Source organism: Streptomyces sp. NPDC002870, assembly GCF_042888505.1.
Taxonomy (GTDB): Bacteria; Actinomycetota; Actinomycetes; order Streptomycetales; family Streptomycetaceae; genus Streptomyces.
This window is the reverse complement of sequence record NZ_JBIAPW010000001.1, coordinates 364,940-391,373: the sequence shown is the minus strand read 5'-3', so window position 1 is coordinate 391,373 and position 26,434 is coordinate 364,940. Positions and strand designations below refer to the sequence as shown.

The window sequence follows — 26,434 nt, the reverse complement described above, 5'->3', positions numbered from 1 at the left end:
AATGCGGCGTCGAGGGCGGCCCGTGCTGAGCACGCTCGGCGGTGACGCGCTGGACGTGGCGGTGGGCCGGACGAGTCGCGGCTCGTTTCCCCCGCCTCACACTGCGTGCCCACGGGGCTGCGAGATGTGTGATTTACGTCCTTGACGCATACGCAATTCCACCGTCGCGGTGGACCCCTACTTTCTGGCCATGGAGAACAACCTCGGGCGCAGAGGCTTCCTGCGTCTTACTGGAACAGCCGCCTTCACTGCCTCGCTGGGCAGCGCCCTCACCGCGTGCGGATCGGCCGACAAGAAGTCCTCATCAGCCAAGCCCGGCCGTACCGTGCGACTTGGGTTCATCGCGTTGACCGACTGTGCTCCGTTGGTGATGGCGAAAGAACTCGGGTACTTCGCCGAGCGCGACCTCAACGTCGAATTGATCAAGCAGGCCTCGTGGCCGGCCACCCGGGACAACCTGCTCAACGGGCAGATCGATGCCGCTCATGCTCTCTTCAGCCTCCCCCTGTCCGTTGCATCAAAGATCGCGGGCACGGGTTCGACCGACCTCAAGATAGCCATGGTGCTCAACAACAACGGCCAGGCCATCACTCTCAAGAAAGACTTCGCCGACGCCGGCTACGCGGACCTGGAAGCCGCCCGGGCACTGCTGGAGAAGAAGTCGCCGACCCTGGCCATGACCTTCCCCGGCGGCACGCACGACACCTGGCTGCGCTACTGGCTGAAAGCCACCAAGGCCGATCTGTCGGACGTCAAGATCGTTCCGGTCCCGCCACCGCAGATGGTTGCCAATATGAAGGTCGGCAACATGGACGGCTATTGCGTCGGGGAACCCTGGAACGCCGTCGCCGTCCAGCAAGGCATCGGCTTCACTCACCTGACCACCCAGGACCTGTGGCAGCACCACCCGGAGAAGGCCCTGGTCGCGGGCGCCAAGTTCGTAGCGGAGCGCAAAGAGGTCCTGGCCGACGTGATGGGGGCCATCCTCAAGGCGGCGAAGTGGCTCGATGACCTGGACAACCGCGCCAAGGCGGCGACGACGATCGGCGCCGCGAAGTACGTCAACGCGCCTGCGAAGGACATCGAAGGCCGACTGCTGGGGACCTACGAGCTGGGAGCGGACCTCGGCGAGAAGAAGTACAGCGGCGACCAGATGATGTTCTTCCGCGACGGCAAGGCCTCCGCGCCACGGCGCGCGCACGCGATCTGGTTCCTTAGCCAGTATCAGCGCTTCGGACTGCTCAAGGAAGCGCCGCCCTACGCCAAGATCGCCGATGAGATCGTCCTGCGCGACCTCTACGAAGAGGTCGCCGGCAAGGAGGGCATCGACGTACCGGGCGACGACATGAGCCCGTTCCCCGTCAAGCTCGATGGCGCAACGTTCGACCCTGCCAAGCCCAAGGAGGAGGCGAAGCGGCAATGACCACGTCGCTGACCGGCACGGACCAGGCTGATCCTGCAGTGGCGCCGGCCACCGAGCCACAACCGTCCGGCCCGCCCGACCCCGGCGTCTGGGGGAGCCGGCTCGCCGAGATCGGCCGCGGCATCAGCTGGGCCGTGATCGGTACCACCGCCATCGTGCTGCTCTGGCAGCTTGCCGCGTCCCGGTCAGCTGACGTCCCGACCCCGCTCGACGGGGCCCGGGCGCTGGTTGACCTGCTCGCGGATCCGTTCTACGACAATGGCCCGAACGACAAGGGAATAGGCCGTCAACTGGGCATCTCGCTGCAGCGGGTGTTCACCGGCTTCGCGCTGGCCGCTGTGGTCGGAGTACTGGCCGGCCTGCTCATCGGCGCGAGCCACCGGGCCTGGCTGGCGTTCAACCCAGTGGTGCAGGTGCTGCGTCCCGTGTCGCCACTGGCCTGGTTCCCGATCTGGCTGGCCGTGTTCAAGGACGCTGACCAGGCCTCGGTATTCGTGATCTTCATTACCGCGCTCTGGCCAACGCTGCTCAACACCGCGGCGGGCGCGGCGGAGATCCCGCGGGACCACCGCAACGTTGCGCGAGTCTTCCGGTTCGGCCGCCTGGCCTACCTACGGCATGTGCTCGTGCCCAACGCTTTGCCGTCCATCATCACCGGACTGCGGCTGTCGATGGGCATCGCATGGATGGTCATCGTGGCGGTCGAGATGCTCTCCGGCAATGCGGGGATCGGGTTCTTCGTGTGGGACTCGTACAACGCCGGGAACCTCAGCACAGTCGTCGCCGCGATCGTGCTCATCGGTCTTGTCGGCCTGGTCCTTGACGTGATTCTCGTGCGGGTTTCGCGCAATGTAGCTATCGAGGAGGTTCAGTCGTGACCGTCGAGATCCGCGGGCTGCACAAGAAGTTCCGCCGAAGGGGGGCAGCCGCTCAGCATGTCCTGCGGGGTGTCGACCTGACCGTCGACGAAGGGGAGTTCGTCTCCTTCATCGGCCACTCGGGCTGCGGCAAGTCGACGCTGCTCAATCTGGTCGGTGGGCTGGTCCGCCCGGATGCGGGTGAGGTCGTGGTGGACGGTCAGACAGTCACCGGGCCGGGTCCCGAACGGGCGATGGTCTTCCAGAACTACTCACTGCTGCCCCGGCTGAGCCTTCTCTCCAATGTGCGCGAGGCCGTCCGCGCGGCACGGCCGGACTGGTCTCGGACAAAGGCCGACGACATGGTCGAGCGGTATCTGACCGCTGTCGGGCTGTGGGAGCACCGCGACAAGCGCCCAGGTCAGGTGTCGGGCGGCATGGCTCAGCGCGCCGCGGTCGCCAGGGCCTTCGCCGTGGGACCCCGCACCCTGCTGCTGGACGAGCCGTTCGGTGCGCTGGACGCGCTCACTCGCTCGCGATTGCAGCAACAACTCGTCGAGCTGTGGGGCAACGAGTCGGAGACGGAGAAGGTACTCATGGTCACGCACGGGCTCGATGAGGCGATTCTGCTCGCCGACCGGATCGTGGTCATGTCCAACCCGCCGCAGCCGTCGGTGCGCACGATCATCCCGGTGCCGATCCCGCGTCCTCGGGACCGCGCGACGATCACCAACCACCCTGCATACGCCGCTACTCAGGAGCAGTTGTCCGAGCTGCTGCTCGCCGACCAGGCGGAGGCCGCATAGCCCGGGGCCGGTCCCAGGGTCGCACGGCGCGCCCGATCGCAAGTCGCTGCCGCACTGTATGAGTTCCTGCGCAACAAGTCTCAGCAATGAGTCCCGCAGGGAGCCAAGCAGGGAGCCAGATGCCTCGACACCAGGTGACTCCTCCCGGACGACCACGGACACCCGATCCTCGCTTACGCCGTGAGGCGGGGCTGTACGCCCCGCCTCTTGGGCCGTCGTCTTACGCCTGAGGTAATCCTCAAGCCGGGTCCCGAAGAAGAGGGCCAGAACGGGGCGGTCTGTGGGCCGTCGGCCGCGCTCTTCCCTCACCGGAGAGCGCGGCCGACGGCCCTTTTCCGCTGTCCGTCAAGTAGCCAGGGGAGCCGACGGCGTTGGGCCTATTCGCGATCATGGTCACGAGGTCTTCCCTCCGGGGGCGGGCTCTCCTCCATGCCGCCGAGGAGCCCGAGCTCCTGCTCGTCGCCATTTCCCGCCGTCTCAAGCCGAGCGGTGTCCCGGCTTTCTCCGTACCCTCACCCGGCACGGGCGGGAAGACATCCATCCGCTGACGGCCGTCCGCGCGAGAACTACGTCACCATGCCCGACCGCACCCGACTGCCCATCGCCCGATGGGAGTTCGACGCCACGCCTTGATCGCTGAGGCTTTGCGTCAAGTCACGCCGCTCGGCTGTGAAAAGCGGCACACTTCCGCCCGGACCTGGGTGTCGATTTCCGGACCAGGGTTGCCGTTTTCTGGACGGAACAAGATCTTCCTCTTCCGGATGGCGCCACACTGACCAACAATTGTCCCGGAAGGCCCGGTTCATTGCTTGGTACGACTGAGCACGCCGCTCACGTTCAGGACCTCGTGGCACCCCTCCGCCTGACGGCCGGTGGCCGGTGTGCCCGGCTTCGCACAGGTCACGTTGACGGTCACGGTGTCGTTCTCAGGGATCTTGATAGGGGTGACCCAGTGATAGTCCTGGTTGCGGAAAGTCTCCAGCGCGATCGTGGTGATCTTGCGGTCGCCGAACGTGATGGTCAACACCCCTTCGTCACCCTGGAAGTTGGCGACGACGATGTCCGTGATCCCGAAGACCGTGTCCTTGGGCACCCGGTAGGTACCGGTCTTGGTTTCCCCGCCGGACGTCTGCAGGTCGATGGTCGCCGAACCCTGCTGGCCGCCGCCGACCGACGTACCGTCGCCGCCCGGTCCGGGCGGTGCGTCGGAGTCCGATCCGGGCGGCGCGTCCGTGCCCTGGCCACCGGGCCGGGTGTCCTTACCGCCGCCGGAACCGGTGCCCGGAGTCTGACCGTCCTGCTCCCCGCCGGGCGTGGGACGCGCCTGGACTGCCTCGCTGGCTGCTTCCTTGGCGGCGCTCTTCACCGCCGGACGGACCAGCGCGAACCAGGCGAGCAACAGCGCGATCAGCGCCGCGAGCAGAATCAGCAGCCACCTGGGGAAGATCGGGATCTGGACGAACTCCGCGTCCAGCGGCGGCCGGACGGCGGGCTCGTCCCACCGGGCCTCTTCCTCCCGGTCACCCTTCTCGGCGGTGTCCACGGTGAACGGCCACACCACTGCGGCGCCGAACCACACCGGCTTGCCCGTGCGGACCCGAAGCCGGACCTCCGCCGACTCGCCGGGCTCCAGCTTCGGCTCCGCCGGGCTGAAGGCGAACCCCAGCTCCTCGCCGGCCTGCCCGGGAGTGAAGCCCACCTGCACCGGGGTGTTGCCCTGGTTGCGCACCGCCAGCTTGTAGCGGCCGCGCAGCCAGCCGCGGCGCCGGCGCGGGGCCAGCTCGGTCTGCAGCTCGTGGAACGCCTCGATGTGCACCGTGGTTTCGAGGACCCGCACCGACTCGGGGTGCTCGGTCGGCAGGACCCGCACGCCCAGAGGCAGGTCGCCGGCCCGGATCTCCGGGGAGCGCGGCGGCGCCAGACGGATCGTCACTGTTTCGGAGGTGCCGGGGTAGAGAGAGACCCGCGCCGGTTCCACGGTGGTCCAGGAGGCGCAGTCCCCCACGACCTCCAGGCTGTACGCCTCGACGATGTCGCTGTCGTTGCGGACGGTCAGAGTGGTCGTGGCGGTGTCACCCGGCGTCACCGTCACGGCCGGAATGTCGAGGCCGGGCGCACCGGGGCCGGAAGAGGCTGCAGAAGGCGTCACGCCACCACGGTAGGAGCGCGCCCGGGAGCGCCACGAGGAGCGCGAGGGCAACACCCGGGCAGTGGCGGTGCCCGGGGAGTGAAGGCCAACTCCGTTGTAACGGTGAGTGGTTAATGCGGCGCGCCGCCTCCCGCGCGCCGCCCTCCGGTGGTCGTCTCGCCCTTGTATCCACCCCCACGAACTCAGGAAACAGGTAACCCTCCATGTCCTGCGCCCAGGAGAACAGCCTTGCCATGTCCGCCGCCATGTCACATGAGCCCGCCCAGTCCGGCGCCACGCACGGGGCCTCCCGCTCGGATCGCCGGGACCGGGTGACCGTGGCCGTCTGCGCCGCCGATCCGGTTCTGCGCGTCGGCGTCGTCCAGCAGTTGCGCCAGCGCCCCGAGGTCGACCTGCTCGACAACGCCGACGCCGAGCAGGCCCAGGTGTCGCTGGTGGTCGTGGACAACGTCGACGACGACGTGGCCGCCCTGCTGCACCGGCTGCGGCACAACACCGCTACCCGCACCGGCCTTGTGGTCGGCACTCTCGGGCCCGGCACGCTGCAGCGCGTCATCGAGTGCGGCGTGGCGGCGGTGCTGCGGCGCACCGAGGCCGACCAGGACCAACTCCTCCACCTGGTCCTGGCGATAGCCAACGGAGAGGGCGTGCTGCCCGGCGACCTGCTCGGCAAGCTGCTCACCCAGGTGGGCAGCCTCCAGCGCTCGGCGCTCGACCCGCGGGGCCTCTCCCTGTCCACGCTGACCACGCGCGAGGCGGACATGCTGCGCCTGGTGGCGGAGGGCCTGGACACCGCGGAGATCGCCCGCAAGACCTCGTACTCCGAACGGACCGTCAAGAACGTGCTGCACGAGATCATCACGCGGCTGCAACTGCGCAACCGGGCCCACGCGGTCGGCTACGCGCTGCGCAACGGGCTGATCTGACGGACTCGTTGACGGGCCCGTCCGATGGCCCGTCCGACGCCGGCCGGGAACCCGGCACTGCCCGAAAGCGCACCCCGCGCTTCCCCCGGGTTCGTCCCCGCCGCCCTGCCGCGCCGTACGCGGGCCGATGCAGGGTGGTGGGGGCACATCCAGATGCCGCACCAGACTGCGAAGGGGACCGTGATGGAATCCGCTGGCCCCGGCGGGCGGTACCGCCTGGGGAGACTCGGGATGTCGCTGCTGCTGCTGATCCCGCTGCTCGGGGTGACGGCGGCCGCAGGGCCGGGCAGTGCCGAGCCCCAGGTGAAGGCGGCCGACGCCGCGGACGCCCGGGTCGCGTACGCCGGTACCCGCCACCGCAGTCTCGGCCAGGTCGCCACCAGCACCTCCAGCACACCGCTGTTCGGTGCTGGCCCGGCCCACTTCGACGTCCAGCCGTCCGCCCTCGGCGACCAGATGGTCTTCGCGAGCCGCCGCGACGAGAAGGACCCGCAGATCTACCTGAGGTCCGCCGACGGTTCGGTACGCCGTCTCACCAGCGGCCGGGACGCGGCGCATCCCCGGCTGACGCCGGACGGCCAAGCGGTGGTGTTCGACTCTGCCGAACCCGGCGGCACGGACGGCGGCACGCAGCGCGACCTGTGGCTGGTTCGCACCGACGGCACCGGACTGACGCGGCTCACTGACACCGCCGCGGACGAGGAGTGCCCCACCGTTTCCCCGGACGGGCAGCGGATCGCGTACTCCAGCGACAGCGACAGCGACGCGTCGGTCGGGCAGCAGATCTACGTACGGCCGCTGGCAGGCGGCACCGAAACCCGGATCACCGATCCCGTGAACGGCGCGGCCACCGAGCCGGCGTGGAACCCGGTGAACGACGACGAGAACCGGAACTGGATCGCGTACACCGCCACCACCACCGTCGACGGGCAGTCCGTGCCCCGGCTGCGGGTGACGGACGGGACCACGGACGAGCCGCTGTTCGGGGGCACGATCGCAACATGGCGTGCCCACGGGGCAGCGTGGAAGCCCGACGGGGACGGGGTGCTGTTCCTGAGCCCCGAGATCACCTGTGAGTGCGAGGGCGGCTGGGACCATGTGTTCAGTTCGACCGCGCACTCCGACCAGGTCCCCAAGCTGGAGCTCAACGAGGACCGGGAGGTCCTCTCGCCCACCTGGCTCGGCCCGCTCGAGGGCGGCGGCGTGGTGGTGGAGCGCACCACGGCGACAGCCCCTGACAAGGACCATTCCGGCGCGCACGTGGTGACGCTGCAGGACGTCCGGATGGACGGGTCCGACCCCCGCGACCTGGGGCTGACGCTCCTCAACGAGGACCCGGCGGCCGACACCAACACCGATCCCGCCAAGGACCCGCTGTTCCAGCCCGCGGCCGGGTTCGACCCGTGGACCGAGCGGCAGAACTACACGCCCGACGGCCGCCGGATCGTCGTCACGCGCTTCGAGACCGTCGACGGCCAGCGGGTCGAGCGGATCTGGATGGTGGACGCCGACGGCTCCAACGCGGCGCCCATGCCGCTCGCCGGACGTGGCGCGACGGACTGGGACACCGACCCGACGTTCTCCCCGGACGGCAAGTTACTTGCCTTCACCCGGACTTCGCCGGGCGGGGTCGGCGGGGCCGCGGGACCCAGCCGCATCCTCATCGCCGACGCGGCCACCGGCGCGATAGCCGGCGAGGTCACCCCGCCGGCCGGCCAGCTCCAGGGCCAGGACGCCCAGCCCACCTGGTCCTCCGACGGCACCACCCTGGCCTTCACCCGCAACATGGAGATCGACGGGGGCGGCGGCAACAAGCACATCTGGACCGTGCCCGTGAACGTCCTGACCCAGCAGCGCGACCTGAGCGCCACCAACTGCCCCGGCAGTTGCGAAGTCATCGACGACAGCCCGGCGTTCTCCCCGGACGGGCTCAGCATCGCCTTCAACCGCAAGAACGGCGGCGGCGCGGTCGACGAACAGAACGGCCTGCTCCTGACGTCCCTGTCGGGCGACGACTGCCAGGTGCTGCTGCCCGCCTCCGTCATCAACCTCCCCGGCGCCTGCGGCCGGGCGCTGCCGGACACCTCGGCCACCGGCCCGTTCCAGCCGCGGGACGCCGCCTGGACAGCCGACGGCAAGAGCCTGGTGTTCAGCTCCCGCGCCGACGTCGCGGTCAACAGCCCCGAGAAGCTGAGCGTCCTGGAGATCGAGTCCGGCGACATCACCCTGCTCACCACCGGTCTCCCGGGCCGGCAGAAGGAGCCGGCCGTCCAGCAGTCCGTGGACCTTGCCCTCGAGGCGCCCGGCACCATGCCGGAGGTCACCGTCGGCGACTCCACCACGGTCCGCGTCAACGTGGTGAACAACGGTCCCGCCGCTTCCCCCGGCACCACGCTGACCCTCGCCCCGCCGCCCGGCGTGCAGATCACCGGGATCACCTGGCCCGGCGGCACCTGCGACGCCGCCTCCCTCCAGTGCAACGTCGGCGTGGTGGAGCCGGGCACGACCGTTCCGGTGGACGTCACCCTCACCGGCGTCACACCCGGCGACGCGCCGATCGACTGGTCGGTCACCGGTACGGTCCTGGATCCGGAGCCCAGCGACAACACGGGCCGGACCGTGGTGCCGGTGGTCGAGGAGGACACGCCGCCCCCGACCCCGACCCCTCCCACCCCGACCCCTCCGACCCCGACCCCTCCGACGCCGACCCCTCCGACGCCGACCCCGACTCCCACGCCGACTCCCACCGTGCCCCCGGAGCCGGAGGAGCCGAAGGCCGGGCCCGGCGTGCGTGTCACGGCCCAGCCGAACCCCGGCTACGTCGGTGGGCGCGTCGTGGTGACGTACACCGTGCGCAACGGCCGTAACGCGCTGGCGACCGGGCTGCGGCTGCGGATCGGTCTGCCCAAGGGCATCCCGAACAGCGGGCCGCCGGCGGGCTGCGACGCCTCCTGGGTGTGCGCGCTGGCGGACCTCGAGCCGGGCGCGAGCACCGTCGTACGGGTCGTCCTCAGCCCGAACAAGGCGCTGACCGGCCAGGCCACCGGCGTACTCACCACCACCGGGACCGATGCGAACACGAACGACAACACCGCCCGGGAGCGGCTGCGGATTCTCCAGCCGCGCATCATCGCGGTGCCGGAGATCGGCAAGCCCGGCTTCGTCACCTCCGTACGCGGCAAGGACTTCCCGCCGGGAGTGCCGGTGCGGTTCACCTGGAAGCCGGGGATCACCGCGGCGGCGGCGCCGACCGTACCGAAGCCGGACGGCACGTTCATCGGCCAGCTGCTCATCCTCGCCAAGGACCAGACGGGACCGCGCGTCATCACCGCCCGGGGCCCCGGGTTCTCACCGGTGAAGACCGACTTCCTGGTGGTCAGCGGCAGCGTGCAGCCGCCCGACGAGGTGACCCGCCGGTGATCCACGAGGTCGACGAGGGGCTGCGCCGCCTGCTCGGCGAGTCCGGTCTGGAGGCAACGGGCGTCGAGGTGGTCTTCGACGCCCCCACCCGGGACTGGGCGGCGCGCCGCAGCGCCCCGACGGTCTGCGTCTTCCTGTACGACATCCGCGAGGACGCCACCCGGCGCGGCAGCGGCGCCGGGGAGGTGTACGACGAGGACGGGTACCTGGTGGCGCGGCGCTCCCCGCCGCGCTGGTTCTGGCTGTCGTACATGGTCACGGCGTGGACGAGCCGTCCACAGGACGAGCACCGGCTGCTCTCGCAGGTGCTCGCCACTCTGGTGGCCACCGACACGCTGCCCGAGCGGCTGCTCACCGGCACGCTCGCCGAACTCGGCCTGACCGTGGGGCTGGACGCCGGCGGGGCGGCGCTCGACGCACCGGCCGCGTCCGACGTGTGGTCGGCGCTCGGCGGCGAGCTGAAGGCGTCACTCGGGGTGCGGGTACGGGCGCCGCTCGCGGGCCTGACCAGGGCCACCGCGCCGCCGGTCACCGAAGGCCTCGTCGTACGCTCCGCCGCCGCACGCGAGGGCGAGGAAGCGGCACCGGGCCGCCGGCTGCGCTACACGGAGGTCAGCGACCCGGGCCCGGACGGCTTCGCCGGTCCGCGCGAGCGGGGCCCCGCCCCGGCCCGGCGCCGCCGGCGGGGAGACCGCCAGCCGTGACGTACACCGCGGAACCTGCCGTGGTCCGACCCACCGTTCAGTCCCACACCGACCGGCGCCGCCGGGGAGACCGCCTGCCGTGACACACACCGCCGAACCTGCCGTCGCCCGACCCGACACCGAACCCCTCTCCGCCGAAGTCGACCATCTATGGGCGCGGCTTCGCGTGGTCGAGGAGCGGGTGCGGCATGCGGTGGCGGTCCGGCGCGCCGTCGACCCCGACCCCGACGACCCGTACCGGGGCCAGTACCTCACACCCGAGGCGGTGTCCCGCATCCTGGATGAGCCGGGCGGCCTCGACGTAACCGCCCACGAGCCCTGGCACCCACCGGCCGGTTCCGTCCTCGACGGCCTCGCCGGGCGGTTCGGCCTGTCCTCGCTGGACCTGGACCTGCTCCTGGTCGCGGTGGCGCCCGACCTGGACGCGCGGTTCGAACGGCTCTACGGCTACCTCCACGACGACCTGACGCGCCGTCGGCCCACGGTCGGGCTCGCCCTGGAGCTGTGCGGGCTGGCTGGGGCGGCATCCGCCCGATTCCGGCTCGCCCCCGGAGCGCCGCTGATCGCGGGTGGTCTGGTGGAGGTCACCGAGCCGGAACGGCCGCCGCTGTCCCGCGTCCTGGCGGTCCCCGACCGGGTCACCGGGCACCTCCTGGGCAGCGCACAGCCCGACGCCCGGCTCGCCGGGGTGCTCGGCGAGGCCAGGCAGGACCCGACCGCCGAGGCGGAGGAGATCCGGCGTACGGCGGCCGCGGCCAAGGCCGGCGTCGGCCTCGTCCATCTGCGCAGCCGGGGCGGCGACGCCGAGGGACTGGCCACCGCCGCCCTGCGTGCCGCCGGGCTGCACCCGATCGTGCTGGATGCGACGGCACTCGCCCGTCGCTCGGGCGAGGGGCCCGAGCTCGCCCGGGCAGCCGCCCGCGAAGCCCGCCTGACCGGCGCCGGGGTCGTCCTCGGCCCGCTGGAAGCGCTGCCCGCGGAACCCGCCGAACGGGGGCGTACGGTGCGGGAGTTGTGCGCGGCACTGCGGGGGATCCCCCTGCTCATGTACGGCACCGAAGGCTGGGACCCGTTGTGGGCGGCCGACACCCCCGTTGTCCTGACCGTGCCGGCGCCCTCTCCCGAGCGGCAGGCCGCGCGCTGGCGCCACGCCCTCGAACGGGCCGCCGGTGACGGCTTCGTGACCGGCGACGCCGAGGCGCTCGCCCGGGCGGTCGCCGCGCACCGCCTGGACTCCGGGCAGGTGCGCCGCGCCGCCGACGTGGCGGTGCGCACGGCCGCCGCCGCGGGCCGTCCGGTCCGTCCCGACGACCTGCAGACCGCCGTGCGTGCCCAGAACGGCGCGGGCCTCGAGCGGCTCGCCCGCCGGGTGGAGCCGGGAGTCGGCTGGGACGACCTGGTGCTCCCGCCGACTACCCACCGGCGGCTGCGCGAACTCGCGCTCCGGGCCCGCCACCGCGACCAGGTGCTCGGGCAGTGGGGGATGCGGCCCGGCGGCGGCCGGGGGCGCGGTGTGATCGCGCTGTTCGCCGGGGAGTCGGGCACCGGCAAGACCATGTCCGCCGAGGTCGTCGCGGCGGACCTGGGCATGGACCTGTACGTGGTGGACCTGTCCACGGTCGTCGACAAGTACGTCGGGGAGACCGAGAAGAACCTGGAGCGGATCTTCACCGAGGCGTCGGCGGTCAACGCGGTGCTGCTCTTCGACGAGGCCGACGCGATCTTCGGCAAGCGCTCGGAGGTGAAGGACGCGCACGACCGTCACGCCAACATCGAGTCGGCGTACCTGCTCCAGCGCATGGAGTCGTTCGACGGGATCGCGGTGCTGACCACCAACCTGCGGGCCAACCTGGACGAGGCGTTCACACGCCGCCTGGACGTGGTGGCGGACTTCCCGGTGCCCGACGCAGACCACCGCCTCGCTCTGTGGGAGCGGTGCCTGGGCGACCGGCTGCCCCGGGCCGACGACCTGGACCTCGCCTTCTGCGCGGACCGCTTCGAACTGGCCGGCGGCTCGATCCGAGCCTGCGCCGTGACCGCGGCCTACCTCGCGGCGGAGTCCGGCACCCCGCTCACCATGCGGCAGGTGGTGACGGCGGTCGCGCAGGAGTACCGCAAGCTCGGACGGCTCGTCCTGGAGGGCGAGTTCGGCCCGTACTGGGCGGAGGCCACCGGCGTCTGAGGGGCGGTCAGCCGGAGGCCTTCTCGGTCAATCGGAGGCTTTCTTCCACTTGGCACCTATTTTCTCCCATCGTTCGAGAACGGGCGGGGAAAGGATCGCGCCTCCGTACTCCTTCTCGTGAAGGCGCTGCGCCTCCCGCAGCTTCTCCGCGACGGCTTCCCAGTCGACCGGTGCCCTGTTCGCCAGGGCCAGCGCGTCCTTCAGCTCGCTCGATCGTGGCGTCATCGCGCCTGAAGGAACGTAGTTGAAGTCGGTTCCGGAACCCGGGTCGCCTCTCCTGGTGTCACTCGAAGGTCCCATTTCCAGATTCGAGGGCATATTGTGCAGTGCCTTCTTGTCCGCCGCGGTCGACCCGAGTACCGCCCGGATCTCATCGAGGAACTCGAAGAGCGGTTTCGCATTCGCCTTGTCCTTCTCGGCCTGCGCGAGTACGCCGTCCAACTCGCTGCGGGAGATCTTGTGGTGGAGGGTTGTGTCGTCGCCCCAGTGCGGATGGTCCTTCCGCATCTCCGCATGCGCCGAGGTCACTGCACTTGCCGCCCAGTCACTCTTCCCCCCGCCCGTCCCCCCGAACCCGGACGCGTGTTGCGCGGTTTCCATCTCAATGGAGAAATCGCTCAACATGTCATCGTTGTCCACTACATCGTCGAGAGTGAAAAGGTCGCTTCCGTCTTCGACCCCGATCCTTTCGAGGATGTACTCCTTCTCGTTCTGCTTCTTTTTCTTGAACTCCTCGCTGAGCCCCTCGAAGTACTCCACGATCTTCTCGAACTCACTCTTCTCGGCAGCGGGTGGCTCGGTGGAAGGCTGGCCTTCCGTGGTCTTCCTCGTCGGCCTCTTGTTGGGCATGCGCTGAACCGCGGCCGACGGCCCGGCCGTTCGATGTGCCGCCCCTGCAGCGTCCTCCGCAGCCGAGCGCTGGACGTCCACCCCGCCTCGCATCACCTGTTCCGCCTTGCGCTCGGCCGACCTCTCGAACCGGTCGGAGGGATCACTGATCCTCAGGCCGCTGCCGTCGTTCGTACCGGCCACAGTGCCTGCACGCTGCTGTCGGACGTGCTCCAGTTCATGCGCGAGGGTCTTCTTGTCGATCGAGCTGCGGAAGACGATGTGGCTGGCCTCGGTGGTGTACGCCTCGGCTCCGACTGCCTCGGCGGAACGTCGGGCAGCGGTGCCGGTGTGGACCGTGACGTCGGAGAAGTCCTCGCCCTCGAATCGGGCTTCCATCTCCTGCTGCAACGAGGGGGCCAGACGACTGCCCGCGGACCGCACCACGGAGCCCACCTCGTCAGCGGCACGTCGCTGAACTGCGCCATGGTCCTGCCCGCATCCGGCACTGTGCCGATGCTCCTCGCGTCCCCCGTGCTCCTCATGCCGCTCGATCATCCGTGCCACCGCCGCGTTTCCGGCGGTGCGCTGCAAGGCCGCGACCGTCTGCGGGGACAGAGCCCCGGTGGCGGGCCGTGCCACTGCAGCTACCTGTCGCGGCGGGTTCGGCACGCGACGCCGACCGGCATTCTTCTCCGGCAGTTCCTTGCTGTGCATGGCGGGACCTCCTTGGACTTCCTGCATCTCTACAGAGTCGGAGGCCGGCCGGGAAGGTCCGGACGGGCAATGCGAGGGCAAGGGTGGGCAACACCCGGACGGTCCACGCGAGGAGTCCGGAAAGGCAGTGGTCTTGCCCCCGGCCAGGTCCGCGGGTCCCTGTCGCCCGGCGGACCCGCCGCGCAGACTCGGCCTGGACACAGGTGGCCTGTAAGGACGCGAAGGAGCGAGTATGCCGACGTACCTCACCCCGGGCGTGTACGTGGAGGAGGTGCAGTCCGGTGCCCGACCCATCGAGGGGGTAGGCACCGCCGTCGCCGCGTTCGTCGGGTTCGCCGAGAACGGCCCGTTCCACGCGCCGACGCTGGTCACCAGCTGGGACCAGTACACCCAGCACTTCGGTGGCTTCACCGAGGGCACCTACCTGGCCCACGCGGTCTACGGGTACTTCGCCAACGGCGGCGGCGCCGCGTACGTGGTGCGGATCGGCGGCTCCGCCGAGGACACCTCCGCCCCCGCTGCGGACGGTGCTCAGGGGCGGCGCGAGACCCGGGCGGCGGAGCCCGTGGAGCTCGGCGGTTTCCTGGTCGCGGTCAAGCCGGGCGTCTCCGGTGTGTCGGTGGAGGTCGCCGACTCGGACGCCGAGAACCCTCCGGAGGACCGCTTCAAGGTCCTGGTCCGCCAGGGCGACCGGGTGGCGGAGACGTATGAGGTATCCACCCGCAAGAACGTCAAGGGGTACCTGGTCAACCAGGCCCGCGCATCCAAGCTGATCGAGGTCACGGAGCAGCGGGGCGCCACCCAGAGCAGGCCCGCCGGCCAGACCGTCGCGATCCCCGACGCCCCGGCCGCGCCCGCCGCGAACGGCTCCGGCGAGGTGTCCCGCCTCAGCCCCGCCGAGTACGTCGGCGACGCCGCTGCCCGCACCGGGTTCGGCGGCCTGGAGACGATCGACGAGATCACCATGGTCGCGGTGCCGGACCTGATGGGCGCCTACCAGCGCGGCGACATCGACGCCGAGGGCGTGCGCACCGTGCAGCTCGCCGTGATCTCGCACTGCGAGCAGATGGGCGACCGGGTGGCCGTCCTGGACACCCCGCCCGGGCTCTCCGCCCAGCAGGTGCGCACCTGGCGCAACGACGAGGCGGGCTACGACTCCCGGTACGCCAGCCTCTACTACCCGTGGGTGCGGGTCTTCGACCCGGCCGCCGGACGCAACACCACCGTCCCGCCGAGCGGTCACATCGCCGGTGTGTGGGCGCGCAGCGACGCCGAGCGCGGCGTGCACAAGGCGCCCGCCAACGAAGTGATCCGCGGCGCGGTGGACCTGGAGCTCCGGCTCAGCAAGGGCGAGCAGGATCTGCTGAACCCGATCGGCGTGAACTGTGTACGGGCCTTCCCCGGCCGGGGCATCCGGATCTGGGGTGCCCGCACCCTCTCCTCCGACCCGGCCTGGCGCTACCTGAACGTGCGCCGTCTGTTCAACTACCTTGAGGAATCGATCCTCCTGGGCACCCAGTGGGTGGTGTTCGAGCCGAACGACGACCGGCTGTGGGCGAGCATCCGGCGCAATGTCACGGCGTTCCTCCAGGAGGAATGGCGCCGGGGCGCGCTCTTCGGCCGCACCGCCGAAGAGGCGTTCTACGTGAAGTGCGACCGCGACAACAACCCGCAGGAGTCCATCGACCAGGGTCGGGTCATCTGCGAGATCGGCGTCTCGCCGGTCAAGCCCGCCGAGTTCGTGGTGTTCCGGCTGGCCCAGTTCTCCGACAGCACCAGCCTCATCGACGAGTGACCCGCGGGTCAGCAAGGAAAGGTGACAGACAGTCATGGCAACGGGCGATGCTCTTTCCACCCACGTCTTCGGCGTGCAGCTGGGCGGCTACCTGGTCGAGTCGATCCAGGAGATCAGCGGACTGACCGTCGAGGAGGAGGTCGTCGAGGTCAAGCAGGTCAGCGCCGAGGGCAAGCAGATCATCCGCAAGCAGCCCGGAGCGCGGCAGGCCGGTGAGATCACGATCACCCGGGGACTCGACCAGAGCAGCGAGTTCACCAAGTGGATCAAGGAGACCCTGAACAACGGCGCCGTGAACTCCGCGCGGCAGAACCTCACCATCGAGATCAAGGACTCCGAGGGCAACACGGTCCGCCGCATCCAGCTGATGCAGGGCTGGGCCTCCAAGTGGGAGGGCCCGTCCCTGAAGGCGGGCGAGTCGTCACCGGCCACCGAGTCCGTCACGATCGTGTTCGAGGAGATCATCGTCGAATGAAACGCCGTACGGTGACGGCGGGCAGCCTGGAGGAGATCCTCCAGGTGACAGCGCCCGCCCAGGCGTCGGAGCAGGCGGCGGCCACCCCCGCCGCCGCTCCGCCGCGCCGGGAGGACCACGGGCTGCGCACCGAGTTCGAGTTCGAGCTGCCGCGCGGGTACGTGGACGAGGCGGGCACCGTGCACCGCCACGGCTCGATGCGCCTGGCCACGGCCCGTGACGAGCTGCGGCCCCAGATCGACCTGCGGGTCAAGGAGAACCCGGCGTACCTGAGTGTGGTGCTGCTGAGCCAGGTGATCACCCGGATCGGCTCGATCACCGATGTGCACGCCGGGGTCGTGGAACGGATGTACGCCACCGACGTCGCCTTCCTCCAGGACTTCTACCGGCGCGTCAACAGCGAGGGTCACACCCGCGCGGCGGTGACGTGCCCGCACTGCGAAGGCGGCTTCGAGGTCGACCTCTCGGGTGGGCGCCTGGGGGAATCGTGACGTACGCCCTTCCCCGGCTCCGGGAGGAGGTCGCGTACATCGCCTACCACTTCCACTGGCAGCGCGAGGAGATCCTCGACCTGACCCACGACGAACGCCGGCAGTGGGTGGGCGAGATCGCTCGCATCAACACCCGTATGAACGAAGGCGGTTGAGCACATGGCATGGCGGGACAGGCTGCGCCGCCGGGCCGCCGGAACAGACACCGCGGACCGTCCGCGGCGTACGGAGCGCTCCGGCGCCTCAGCGGCCGGTCCGTCCGGCGAGGGCCCGGACCGGGGCGCACCCGGCGACCCGGGTCCCTCCGTGCCCGACGACTGGGACGGCGGCTGGCGCCGTACCCCACCGCCGGAACTCACCGTCTCCCGCGCCCCGCTGGGCGTGAGCGACGGCCTCGAGTTCCGCGCGGGCCTCGCCGCCTGGCAAAACCCGTCGTTCGACGCCGGTCTCGGCCACGCCCTGCTGCCCACCGCCCCGACCGGCCTGGTGCGCGGCGTCACCCGTCCGGCCGCCCCGCAGCCCACCCTTACCGGCGGGGGACCGCTGCTGCTCCGGACACTGCGCCCGGAGGGTGCCGACGGTCCGCAGGACGGTACGTCTGACGCCGGGGCCGCGGGCGGCGCGACCCGGTCGCCGGCCACCGCCCGGACACCGCAGGTCTCACGCCGGGTGCGTCCCGGGGCGCGGCCGTCCGGACCGGCGTCGTCCGGTTCGGTTCCGTCCGACCCGGTGGTCTCCGCCGTACGGCCTTCCCGCAGCGGCTCCGGCGGCGCGGGAGCGGGGGACACGGCGTCAGGGGCGAAGCCCGTGGTGGCGCCTTCCGGCGACAACAGCGTTGCGGGGAAGGGCCGTTCGGCCGAAGCTCTGCAGGCCCGTGGCATCGCGCCGGCGGATTCCCCCGCCGTACTCGCCTCGTCAACTCCCCCTGCCCAACGGTCCGTCGAGCCGGGCGCGGCACCAGTCGTGAACCCCGCCGAGAGCGGCCGCCCGTCGGCCGCTCGTGACATTCCGCTGGTCCGACGTGTGGCGGTGCTCACGGGCGCAGCCGCGGACGCCGGCCTGGCCCGGCCCGCTTCCGGTGGGCCCGCTACGGCGGCACGGCCCAGCGCACCCGGGCCGGACTCCGGGAGCGTCTCCCGGGCGTCGGGCGGTTCCGGGGGTCGTACGTCTTCCGGCCCGGCCGTCCAGCGCACCGCGACGGGGACGTCGGGGCCACAGTCCAACGGGGCAGGCAGCAGGCAGCCGGAGGCATCGCGTGCCTCCAGCGCCGACGTGTCCCAAGTACCCGTACAGCTCCGCTCGGTGGGTCCTCGACTGACCGTCGCCCGTCGCCCGGCTGGACCTGCGCGCCCGGTCCCCGCCCTGCGGCCCGCCGCCACCCCGGCGCCCGGCAGCGGCACGGTCCCTGACGCACCCGGCCCCGCCTCCGCACCGGCCGGGACGAGCGCACCCTCGACCACCCCCGCACAGCGTTCCGCCACGCGTACGGGAAGCCGCGCGCCTCTCGGCGCCCCGCTGACTGAACTTCCCTCTACGGTTGCACGGTTGGCGCAGGGAACCCGCGCGCCCGGTAGTGGATCCGCGTCCGGCCCGGCGCTTCCCGTCGTCCAGCGCCAGACGGATGACACGAGCACGGCCGGTACGTCGGTCGCGTCCGACGGCGGCGTGCGGGGTACGCCTCAGGAGGGTCCCGCCCCGCGCCGTACTGCCGACTCAAGTCGGTCCGGAGCACGCGCGCGTGGCGGCCTCGGTGCGCCGCTGCCTGCACTGCCGCCGAGCGCCGACGTGCCCGGCTCCGGCGCGTCCGGCGCCCGCGCTTCCCGTCCGGCGGCGCCCGGCCCGAACATCCAGCGCGCACCGGCCCGCCCGGACGTCCAGCGCGCCCCGGCCGGCGAGGACTGGGCGTCCGTAACCCCTCCTGCGTCATCAGCGGCGGATCGCGACGGGATGCCCACCGTGGCCCCGCCGCTCACGGGGAGCGAGGCCGGAGCGGACGCGCCGCTGCTGGGGGCCGTCGACGTCCAACGCCGCCTCGCGGACCACCCCTCCACCGGGGGAGCCACCGAGCACGGTCCCGCGGACCACGAAAACGGGCCCGCCACACCGCTGGTGACGCCGTCCCAGGCCGCCGCGCCCGAAGGCACGCAAGACCCGGCAGGAAACGCGCGACGCCCCGGCGCGACGTCCGACGGGCCTGGCCCCGGCGGGCAACGGCCTCGACTCCCCCGCGCCCCGGGCCCGGTCGTCGTAGCCCGCGCCCTGGCCGAAGGCACCGGAGACGCCCGGCCCCCGGCAGCCGGCACGCCCTCTGCCCCGGCGGCACCCCGCCCTCGCGGCACCGCAGGCGCCGCCGACCCGCGCCCTCGCACCGTGACCGGCTCCGGAGCGCACTCCGCCCCGGCGGCACCCCGCACCCTCCAGTTGCTCCCGGCGCGCCCGCTCACCCTGAACACCCGGACCCCGGAAGGGGTGGCACGGCCGACCGCCTCCCGCTCCGGCACACGTCCCGTGGTGGCGATGCGCTGGCCGGGCGAACCGGCTGCCTCCGGGGGCGACCCCGCACCGCACACCGGGGTGGCCGCGCGGCCGACGCCCGGACCTGCCGGGGGCGCCACGGCGACGCCGCGGGTCCAACGGGCCGTGTCGGCGCACGGACCGCAGAACTCGGGCGGCGGAGGGACCAGTTCCGCGGGCTCCGTCCAGCGCGTCCCGGTCGTCAAGCCTGCGCCGCACCACCAGACTTCCGGTACGGCGGCTGCCCCGGCCGTCGCCGTACCCGCGCGGTCCCTGCCGGTGACCGCCCCGCAGGCGCCGCCGCTCGCGGACCGCCCGACGGGCACGTCGGCACCGGCACCGGCACCGGCACCGGCACCGGGGGCGACCGTCCCCGTGGTCCGGCCCCGGACCGCCACGCCGGGCGGCGGGACCGGTGGTGCGGCACTCCCGGTGCAGCGCGCGGTCTACAGCGCGGACGACTCAGCAATCAACACTGGTACGCCCAAGGAGCTGCCGTCGCGCGGCCGGCGGCGGTCGGCCTCCGCTGCCGGCGACCTCGCCGAACCCAAAGCCGAACCGGCCAAGACAGTGCCGGCGCGCGGTCAGTCGCGGTCGGACGACACGTCCTCAGCCTCCGGCAAGCGCAAGGCACACCGCGCCGAGTCACCGCAGGACCCCGGCCTCGACCTGGACGACCTGGCACGCCGCCTGCTCGACCCGATGGCCAGGCTGCTGCGCACCGAGCTGCGGCGCGGCCGGGAACGTACAGGCCGCCCCTACGACGGACGCCGCTGAGGGCACGGAACGGATGACGGACGAATGACGGACAACATCTTCGCGACGAGCGTGTTCTTTCGGCTCGCGATCGGCGGCAACGACCTGGGCGCCTTCCACACCTGCTCCGGCATGGGCGCCGAGGTAGAGATGGAGAGTTACCAGGAGGGCGGCAACAACGGCTTCACCTGGCAGCTGCCCGGCCGCGTGAGCTGGTCGAACATCACGCTCACCCGGCCCGTCACCGCCGACACGGCGAAGATCGGCCGCTGGCTCGACGAGACGCTGAAGCGGGTGGAGCCCAAGGACGGCGAGATCGTGGCGCTGAAACCGGACTTGACCAAGATCATCAGCTGGCAGGTGTTCGGGATCGTCCCGGTGCGCTGGCAGGGTCCGTCCTTCGACCCCAGCAACTCGGAAGCCGCGGTGGAGACCCTGGAGATCGCCCACGAGGGGCTGCGGCCTTTCTGACGCACCCTCATCGCCCTTACCCCGTCCGCGTATTCGCACCGGAAAGGAAGTCCCGGCATGTCCCCCTCGTTCCGCTCCAGTCGGGCCAGGGCCCAGCTGACGCTGAAGGAGCCCCCGGCCTCCGTCGGCGCGAAGCCGGGCGGGACGATCGCGCGGCTGAACCTCCAGTTCAACCCCTCCACCCTGGAGCTGCGCAAGACCACCGAGTGGCGGCGCTCCCCGTCCCGGATGGCGGGGCAGTCGGCGCTGCCCGAGTTCGTCGGCAGTGGCCCGCGCGAGCTGAGCCTCGAAGTGTTCCTGGACGCCACCGCCAAGCACGACAACTCCGTGGAGCAGGCGGTGGAGAAGCTGATGAAGGCGTGCGTGCCGACACCGGCCAGCCTCGGCCGCAAGAAGCCGGCCAGCCCCTGGGTGCGGTTCGAGTGGGGCACCGCGCGGACGACCTCGTTCGACGGGGTGCTCTCCAGTCTGTCGGTGTCGTACACGCTGTTCGACGTGGACGGCAAGCCGCTGCGGGCCACCTGCGCCCTGTCGATCGAGGAGGCGAGCGTCGACCCGCCGGGCCAGAACCCGACGTCCGGCGCGCGCACCGCCCGCAGTACGCACACCGTCGTGGCGGGCGACAGCCTGGCCCTGCTGGCCTGGCGGGAGTACGGCGACGCGACGGCCTGGCGAGTCATCGCGGAGGCCAACGAAATCGACGACCCGATGGCGCTCGTGCCCGGCACCGAACTGGTGGTGCCGGGGCTGAGTGACGCGGGCGCTGAGGAGGAGCAGTGACCACAGCTGCGGAACGGGGCGGCCGGTCGTTCGCGGCGGACCCCGTCGTGGAGACGCCCGGCGAACTTCCGCCGATCTGGGCCGCCCAGCTGGTGAGCTGCGTGGTGGACGAGAACGTGGGCCTGCCCGACGCGGCGGTGCTCACCTTCCGCGACCCCGATCACGAGTTCCTGAAGAAGACCGGCATCACCATCGGCACCCCGCTCAAGGTGTCGGTGGTGACCGTGTCGGGGAAGGCGCGCGAGCGGCTGTTCAACGGCGAGGTGACGGCCCTGGAGGTGGACCGGGACCGCACGGGCTCGTTCACCGTCGTGCGCGCCTACTCCAAGGCGCACCGCCTCCAGCGGGGCCGGAAGGTGGTGGCGTACCGGAACATGACGGCGTCGGCCATCGTCCGCAAGGTGGCCGCCGGGGCCGGGCTGGCCTGCGGAACCGTGCAGGCGGCGCCGATCACGTACAAGCAGCTCTCCCAGGCGAACGTGTCCGACTGGGACTTCCTGCAGTTCCTGGCGGCCGAGAGCGGCGCTCAGGTGCGCGTCGACGACAAGGGGCTGCTCCAGTTCACCAAGCCGGTGAAGGCGTCCGGCGCGCCCGCGCCGTCGACCTCGGCCACCCGCGACCCGATGGTGCTGGAGTACGGGCGGAACCTGCTGGCGCTGCGGGCCTCCCTGTCGGCCGCGGACGGCGCGCAGCAGGTGGAGGTGCGCGGCTGGGACGTCACCACGAAGCGGCCGCTGGTGGCCAAGCAGCCGTCAGTGAACAGCGACACGGTGGTGCCCGGCCTCAGCCCGGCGCTCGCCGCCCGGTTCGGCAAGTCGTCGAAGCTGACCGTTACGGACACCCCGTACCGCACCCAGGCCGAGACGAAGGCGGTCGCGGACGCGGTGGCCGATCAGGTCAGCGCGGGCTTCGGGGAGCTGGAGGTGGTGGCCGAGGGCAACCCCCTGCTGCGGGCGGGCAAGCCCGTGGCGCTCGGCAACGTCGGGCAGGCGTTCTCCGGCAAGTACACGGCGACGGCGGTGCAGCACGTCCTCGAACCGCACGGCGGCTACCGGACCACGGTGTGGGTCAGCGCCAGCCCGGACCGCTCCCTGACCGGCCTGGTGACCGGCGCCAACGCACCGTCCCGTGGCCCGCGCATACCCGGTCTGGCGATCGGCGTGGTGACGGACGTACGCGAGCCGGCCGGCGCACAGAACGGCTCGGTGAAGCTGAAGTTCCCCTGGCTGGACGACACTTACACCACCGACTGGGTGCGCACCGTGCAGTGGGGCGGCAAGGGCGGCGGAGGCGTGGTGAGCGCCGAGGTCAACGACGAGGTACTGGTCGGCTTCGAACAGGGCCTGCTGGACAGCCCGTACGTCATCGGCGGGCTGTACAACGGCGTGGACAAGCCCTCGCCCCACAAGGTCCCACTGATCGACAAGGCCACCGGGAAGGTCAACCGCCGCTCCATCGCGTCGCGTTCGGGGCACCGGTTGGAGCTCCTGGACGCGAGGGCTCCGGGCCAGTCCGGCCTCAGGATCGTGACCGGTGACGAGCGCCTCGAAGTACGCCTCGACCAACGGCGGGGCGAGATCGAGCTGACGGTGTACGCAAGGAAAGGCAGCAGCCCGCTCACCTCCGTCCTGCTCGACAAGAAGGGCATCACCCTGGACGCGAGACGCGGCAACGTGAGCGTGTCGGGCCGGAACGTGGACATCAACGGCAGGGTCGGGGTGAAGATCGGCGGCCGCACGGTGAGTGTCAACGGCAGCTCGAACGTCACCGTCGACGGCGGTCTGCTCGGCGTCCTCAAGGCCCGGCTCATCAAGATCAACTGATGCCCTGATCCCTTGTCCGCTGCCCCCGACCTTCCGAAAGGAGCACCGTATGCCAGGCGCAGCCCGTACCGGTGACCCCACCAACCACGGCGGCCGGATCACCACCCCGCCGCCCGCCGCCGCCAGGTCGGTGGCAACCGTGCTGATCAACAATCAGCCCGCCGCCGTCGTGGGCAGCCTGCACGTCTGCCCGATCGTGCCGCACGCGGCCCTGGGACCGGCCAACGTGATCGTGCCCAACCCGGGGTCGCTCGCCAAGGGCCAGGTACTGATCGGCGGGCTGCCGGCCGCGCGGGTGCGCAACCAGACCGCATGCGGCGCGATGATCCTGCCCCCCGGCTCCCTGAACGTCATGATCGGGGGCGAGCTATGAGCGAACAGTTCATCGGCCGCGGCTGGGCGTTCCCGCTCAGGGTCGGGCCGACCGGCGGGATCGCCATGGTCGAACGGGAGCGTGAGATCGAGGAGGCGATCCGTCTCGTGCTCGGCACCGCGCCCGGTGAGCGCCCCATGCGCCCCGAGTTCGGCTGCGGTATCCACGACTACGTCTTCGCCCCCGGCGACGGCGCCACCGCCGGACGCATCGCACAGCAGGTACGCGAGGCGCTCGAACGGTGGGAGCCGCGCATCGCGGTGGACGACGTGGTGGTCGCCTTCGACGCCATCGAGGACGGCACCCTCTACATCGACGTGCACTACACCCTGCGGTCCACCAACGACCGACGCAACCTGGTCTTTCCCTTCTACACGATCCCCTCCGAGGAGGGGGCCGAGGAATTGGTCGCCGACTGATGGCCCTGCCCTCCCCCAACCTGGACGACCGCCGGTTCCAGCAACTCGTCGACGAGGCGAAGAGGTACGTGCAGCAGCGCGCCCCGGAATGGACCGACCACAACGTCTCCGACCCGGGCGTCACCCTGATCGAGACGTTCGCCTACCTCGTGGACCAGCTGCTGTACCGGCTGAACCGGGTCCCGGACAAGAACTACACCGCCTTCCTCGACCTGTTGGGCATCCGCCTGTTCCCGCCGGCCGCGGCCGTGGCCGACGTCGATTTCTGGCTGTCGGCGCCGCAGACCGACACGGTGGCGCTGCCCGCGGGCACCGAGGTGACCACCGGAGGCGGCGAGAGCGACGAGGCTGTGGTGTTCACGACCACGGACGAACTGCGCATCGTGCCCAGCGAGTTGACCCGCCTGGTGACCGCGCCCCGGACCGGTGAGCAGACCGACCGGACCGGAACGCTCGCCGATGGCCACGACGTCCCCTGCTTCCAGGCCGCCCCGGAGCCGGGCGACGCGCTGCTGTTCGGCCTGCCGACGGCCGTGCCGCGCTGCATCGTCGCGGTGCGCCTCGACAGCCGCGTGGAGGGCGTCGGCGTCGACCCGCGCCAGCCCCCGCTCGTCTGGGAGGCCTGGAACGGCGGCGGCTGGCAGGTGTGCGAGACCGGCGAGGACACCACCGGAGGCCTGAACCGGCCCGGCGAGGTCAACGTCTATGTACCGGCCGGGCACACGGCGTCCGTGATCGGCGGGACCCGGGCCGGCTGGCTGCGCTGCCGCGTCACCGAGCCGGAGCCGGGCCAGCCGTTCTATTCGGAGTCGCCGACGGTGCGCGAGGCGGAGGTGCTCACCGTGGGCGGCACCATGTCCGTCGAGCACGCCGAGACCGTGACCGACGTGCCGCTCGGCACCTCGGAGGGCGTCGCGGGACAGACGTTCCGGCTCGGCCGCCCGCCGGTCCTCCTCGACCGCGAACCCCCGCTGGTGGAGGTGTCCTCGGCCGAGGGGTGGCAACGCTGGGAGGTGGTCGAGCACTTCGGCCGCTCCGGGCCCGCCGACCAGCACGTCCGCGTGGACGCCACCACCGGCGAGTTCAGCTTCCCCCCGGTGCTGCGCGAGCCGGACGGCACGCTGCGGCAGTGCGGCGCCTTGCCGCCCAAGGGCGCCCAGGTACGGGTCGCCCGCTACCGCACCGGCGGCGGCCCGGCCGGCAACGTCGCCCGCGGCGCGATCTCCGTGCTGCGCAGCTCCGTTCCGTACGTCGCCCGGGTCACCAACCGGGAGGCGGCGCGCGGCGGCGTCGCCGGTGAGACCGTCGCCAACGCCAAGCTGCGGGCGCCGGACGTGCTGCGGATGCAGGAACGCGCGGTGACCGCCGAGGACTACGAGATCATCAGCCGCCAGGCGGCGCCCTCGGTGCGCCGGGTCCGCTGTCTGCCCGCCGCGGACGGTCCGGGCGCGGTACGGGTCCTGGTGGTGCCGGACGCGGTGGCCGACGAGGGCGACGACCGGCTCCGCTTCGAGCAGCTCATCCCCTCCGACCAGGTGCTCGAAGCGATCACCACGAGCCTCGACGAACGACGCCTGATCGGCACCCGCCTCGTCGTGGAGCCGCCGGTCTACCAGGGCGTCACCGTGGTGGCCCGGCTCACGGCGGCACCCGCCGACACCGACCGGCTCCGCGACGCGGCGCTCGACGCGCTGTTCCGCCACCTCAACCCCCTGCACGGCGGTCCGGACGGCACCGGATGGCCGTTCGGGCGGCCGGTCCAGTACGGCGAGATCTTCGGCGTCCTGCAACGAGCCACCGGCAACGCGCTGGTGGAGGAGATCCGCCTGTTCCCCGCCGACCCGATCACCGGGCGGCGCGGCGCCCCCTCGGACCGCATCGACGTGGCCGCGGGCGCGCTGGTCTTCTCCTACCAGCACCAGGTGGTCGTGACGGCGGTCGATCCGGAGGTACGGGGATGAACCGCGCCGCCGTACCCGGCCTGCCGAGCAGGTACCCGATCGGTGAGCAACTGCCGGCCCTGTACGCCGACGACGACTTCGCGCAGCGGTTCACCACCGGTCTCGACACCGTCCTCGCCCCGGTGTTCGCGACCCTCGACAACCTGCCCGCCTACCTCGACCCCCGGGTGACGCCGGCCGACTTCCTGGCCTGGCTGGCGTCCTGGGTGGGTGCCGCCGACGACCCACAGTGGCCCGTGGAGCTGCGCCGCGAGGCGGTCGTCCGCGCGGTGGAGCTGCACCGGTGGCGCGGCACCAGGCTCGGACTGGTCGAAGCCCTGCAACTCGCGCTCGGCGTGCACGCCGAGGTGACCGGCGACGGCGGTGCGTGGTGGTCGAGCACTGCCTGTGCCGATCTGCCGCCGGAGCCCACCGCCGCGATTCTGGTCCGGGTGTGGCCGGGCCGCGAGGCGCGGGTGGACGTGGACAGGGTCCGCGAGATCGTCCGGGCCATGTGCCCGGTGCACACCGTCTGCCGGGTGGAGGTCCTGCCCGGCCCGCCCGCCGACGAAGGGAGGTGACGTC

General features: G+C 71.6%; 21 protein-coding genes and 1 pseudogene. 20 read left to right on the top strand and 2 right to left on the bottom strand.

The features are described from left to right. Positions 1-190 precede the first annotated feature (190 nt). The 4 genes and pseudogenes from ACFYWY_RS01755 to ACFYWY_RS01740 form a co-directional block, all read left to right on the top strand. Positions 191-1,423 (top strand): ABC transporter substrate-binding protein, encoded by a 1,233-nt coding sequence (locus tag ACFYWY_RS01755; RefSeq protein WP_389178015.1) that lies wholly within the window; start codon positions 191-193, stop codon positions 1,421-1,423. Positions 1,424-1,461: 38 nt separating this feature from the next. Beyond that, entirely contained in the window at positions 1,462-2,301 is an 840-nt protein-coding gene (gene ntrB, locus ACFYWY_RS01750) for a nitrate ABC transporter permease (protein ID WP_389178012.1), read from the top strand. After that, positions 2,298-3,086: an ABC transporter ATP-binding protein gene (locus ACFYWY_RS01745; RefSeq protein ID WP_389178010.1), complete on the top strand. Its 789-nt coding sequence runs from the start codon at positions 2,298-2,300 to the stop codon at positions 3,084-3,086. The genes ntrB and ACFYWY_RS01745 overlap by 4 nt, the downstream gene beginning before the upstream one ends. Before the next feature lie 443 nt (positions 3,087-3,529). Beyond that, positions 3,530-3,704 (top strand): annotated as a pseudogene (locus ACFYWY_RS01740) (SAM-dependent methyltransferase); the annotation flags it as partial. Positions 3,705-3,888: 184 nt separating this feature from the next. On the opposite strand, the gene ACFYWY_RS01735 reads toward ACFYWY_RS01740, so the two are convergent. Next, positions 3,889-5,235: a hydrolytic protein gene (locus ACFYWY_RS01735; protein ID WP_389178007.1), complete on the bottom strand. Its 1,347-nt coding sequence runs from the start codon at positions 5,233-5,235 to the stop codon at positions 3,889-3,891. 203 nt (positions 5,236-5,438) lie between these two features. Here ACFYWY_RS01735 and ACFYWY_RS01730 point away from each other — a divergent pair, with 203 nt between their 5' ends. From ACFYWY_RS01730 to ACFYWY_RS01715, 4 genes are all read left to right on the top strand, one after another. Next, a complete protein-coding gene (locus ACFYWY_RS01730) occupies positions 5,439-6,161 on the top strand; it encodes a LuxR C-terminal-related transcriptional regulator (RefSeq protein WP_389178004.1) in 723 nt (240 codons plus the stop codon). Positions 6,162-6,344: 183 nt separating this feature from the next. Continuing rightward, complete coding sequence (locus ACFYWY_RS01725) at positions 6,345-9,581, top strand: hypothetical protein (RefSeq protein ID WP_389178001.1); 3,237 nt, start codon at positions 6,345-6,347, stop codon at positions 9,579-9,581. After that, the gene (locus ACFYWY_RS01720; protein WP_389177998.1) at positions 9,578-10,285 is read left to right on the top strand and encodes a DUF4255 domain-containing protein; all 708 of its coding nucleotides are present in this window, start codon (positions 9,578-9,580) and stop codon (positions 10,283-10,285) included. Before ACFYWY_RS01725 ends, ACFYWY_RS01720 begins: the two co-directional genes overlap by 4 nt. A gap of 79 nt (positions 10,286-10,364) precedes the next feature. Next, complete coding sequence (locus tag ACFYWY_RS01715) at positions 10,365-12,467, top strand: AAA family ATPase (RefSeq protein WP_389177996.1); 2,103 nt, start codon at positions 10,365-10,367, stop codon at positions 12,465-12,467. A gap of 27 nt (positions 12,468-12,494) precedes the next feature. Here the strand turns inward: ACFYWY_RS01715 and ACFYWY_RS01710 are convergent, their stop codons facing one another. Then, the gene (locus ACFYWY_RS01710; protein WP_389177993.1) at positions 12,495-14,012 is read right to left on the bottom strand and encodes a DUF4157 domain-containing protein; all 1,518 of its coding nucleotides are present in this window, start codon (positions 14,010-14,012) and stop codon (positions 12,495-12,497) included. Positions 14,013-14,244: 232 nt separating this feature from the next. Between ACFYWY_RS01710 and ACFYWY_RS01705 the strand changes: the two genes are divergently transcribed. Genes ACFYWY_RS01705 through ACFYWY_RS01650 form a run of 12 tightly spaced genes read left to right on the top strand, consistent with a single transcriptional unit; the run spans position 14,245 to position 26,430 of the window. Beyond that, positions 14,245-15,807 (top strand): phage tail sheath family protein, encoded by a 1,563-nt coding sequence (locus tag ACFYWY_RS01705; RefSeq protein WP_389177990.1) that lies wholly within the window; start codon positions 14,245-14,247, stop codon positions 15,805-15,807. Positions 15,808-15,841: 34 nt separating this feature from the next. Continuing rightward, positions 15,842-16,282 carry a phage tail protein gene (locus ACFYWY_RS01700; protein ID WP_389177987.1) on the top strand — a complete coding sequence of 147 codons (441 nt, stop codon included), beginning with the start codon at positions 15,842-15,844 and terminating at the stop codon, positions 16,280-16,282. After that, the gene (locus ACFYWY_RS01695; protein ID WP_356219507.1) at positions 16,279-16,773 is read left to right on the top strand and encodes a hypothetical protein; all 495 of its coding nucleotides are present in this window, start codon (positions 16,279-16,281) and stop codon (positions 16,771-16,773) included. The genes ACFYWY_RS01700 and ACFYWY_RS01695 overlap by 4 nt, the downstream gene beginning before the upstream one ends. Then, positions 16,770-16,928, top strand: coding sequence for a DUF6760 family protein (locus tag ACFYWY_RS01690; RefSeq protein WP_389177984.1), 159 nt, complete (start codon positions 16,770-16,772; stop codon positions 16,926-16,928). Before ACFYWY_RS01695 ends, ACFYWY_RS01690 begins: the two co-directional genes overlap by 4 nt. A 4-nt stretch (positions 16,929-16,932) precedes the next feature. Further along, complete coding sequence (locus tag ACFYWY_RS01685) at positions 16,933-20,064, top strand: hypothetical protein (RefSeq protein WP_389177981.1); 3,132 nt, start codon at positions 16,933-16,935, stop codon at positions 20,062-20,064. A 24-nt stretch (positions 20,065-20,088) separates the two neighbouring features. After that, positions 20,089-20,514, top strand: a complete 426-nt coding sequence (locus tag ACFYWY_RS01680; RefSeq protein ID WP_389177978.1) for a phage tail protein — start codon at positions 20,089-20,091, stop codon at positions 20,512-20,514. Between the two features lie 57 nt (positions 20,515-20,571). Beyond that, on the top strand, positions 20,572-21,294 hold the full coding sequence (locus tag ACFYWY_RS01675; RefSeq protein WP_389177975.1) for a LysM peptidoglycan-binding domain-containing protein: 723 nt from the start codon (positions 20,572-20,574) through the stop codon (positions 21,292-21,294). Next, entirely contained in the window at positions 21,291-23,117 is a 1,827-nt protein-coding gene (locus tag ACFYWY_RS01670; protein WP_389177972.1) for a VgrG-related protein, read from the top strand. The genes ACFYWY_RS01675 and ACFYWY_RS01670 overlap by 4 nt, the downstream gene beginning before the upstream one ends. Before the next feature lie 49 nt (positions 23,118-23,166). Next, on the top strand, positions 23,167-23,490 hold the full coding sequence (locus tag ACFYWY_RS01665; protein ID WP_389177969.1) for a PAAR domain-containing protein: 324 nt from the start codon (positions 23,167-23,169) through the stop codon (positions 23,488-23,490). Continuing rightward, positions 23,487-23,909, top strand: a complete 423-nt coding sequence (locus ACFYWY_RS01660; protein ID WP_356219489.1) for a GPW/gp25 family protein — start codon at positions 23,487-23,489, stop codon at positions 23,907-23,909. The genes ACFYWY_RS01665 and ACFYWY_RS01660 overlap by 4 nt, the downstream gene beginning before the upstream one ends. Next, on the top strand, positions 23,909-25,870 hold the full coding sequence (locus ACFYWY_RS01655) for a putative baseplate assembly protein (RefSeq protein WP_389177967.1): 1,962 nt from the start codon (positions 23,909-23,911) through the stop codon (positions 25,868-25,870). Before ACFYWY_RS01660 ends, ACFYWY_RS01655 begins: the two co-directional genes overlap by 1 nt. Continuing rightward, positions 25,867-26,430, top strand: a complete 564-nt coding sequence (locus ACFYWY_RS01650; protein WP_389177964.1) for a phage tail protein — start codon at positions 25,867-25,869, stop codon at positions 26,428-26,430. Before ACFYWY_RS01655 ends, ACFYWY_RS01650 begins: the two co-directional genes overlap by 4 nt. The last annotated feature ends 4 nt before the right edge of the window (positions 26,431-26,434 follow it).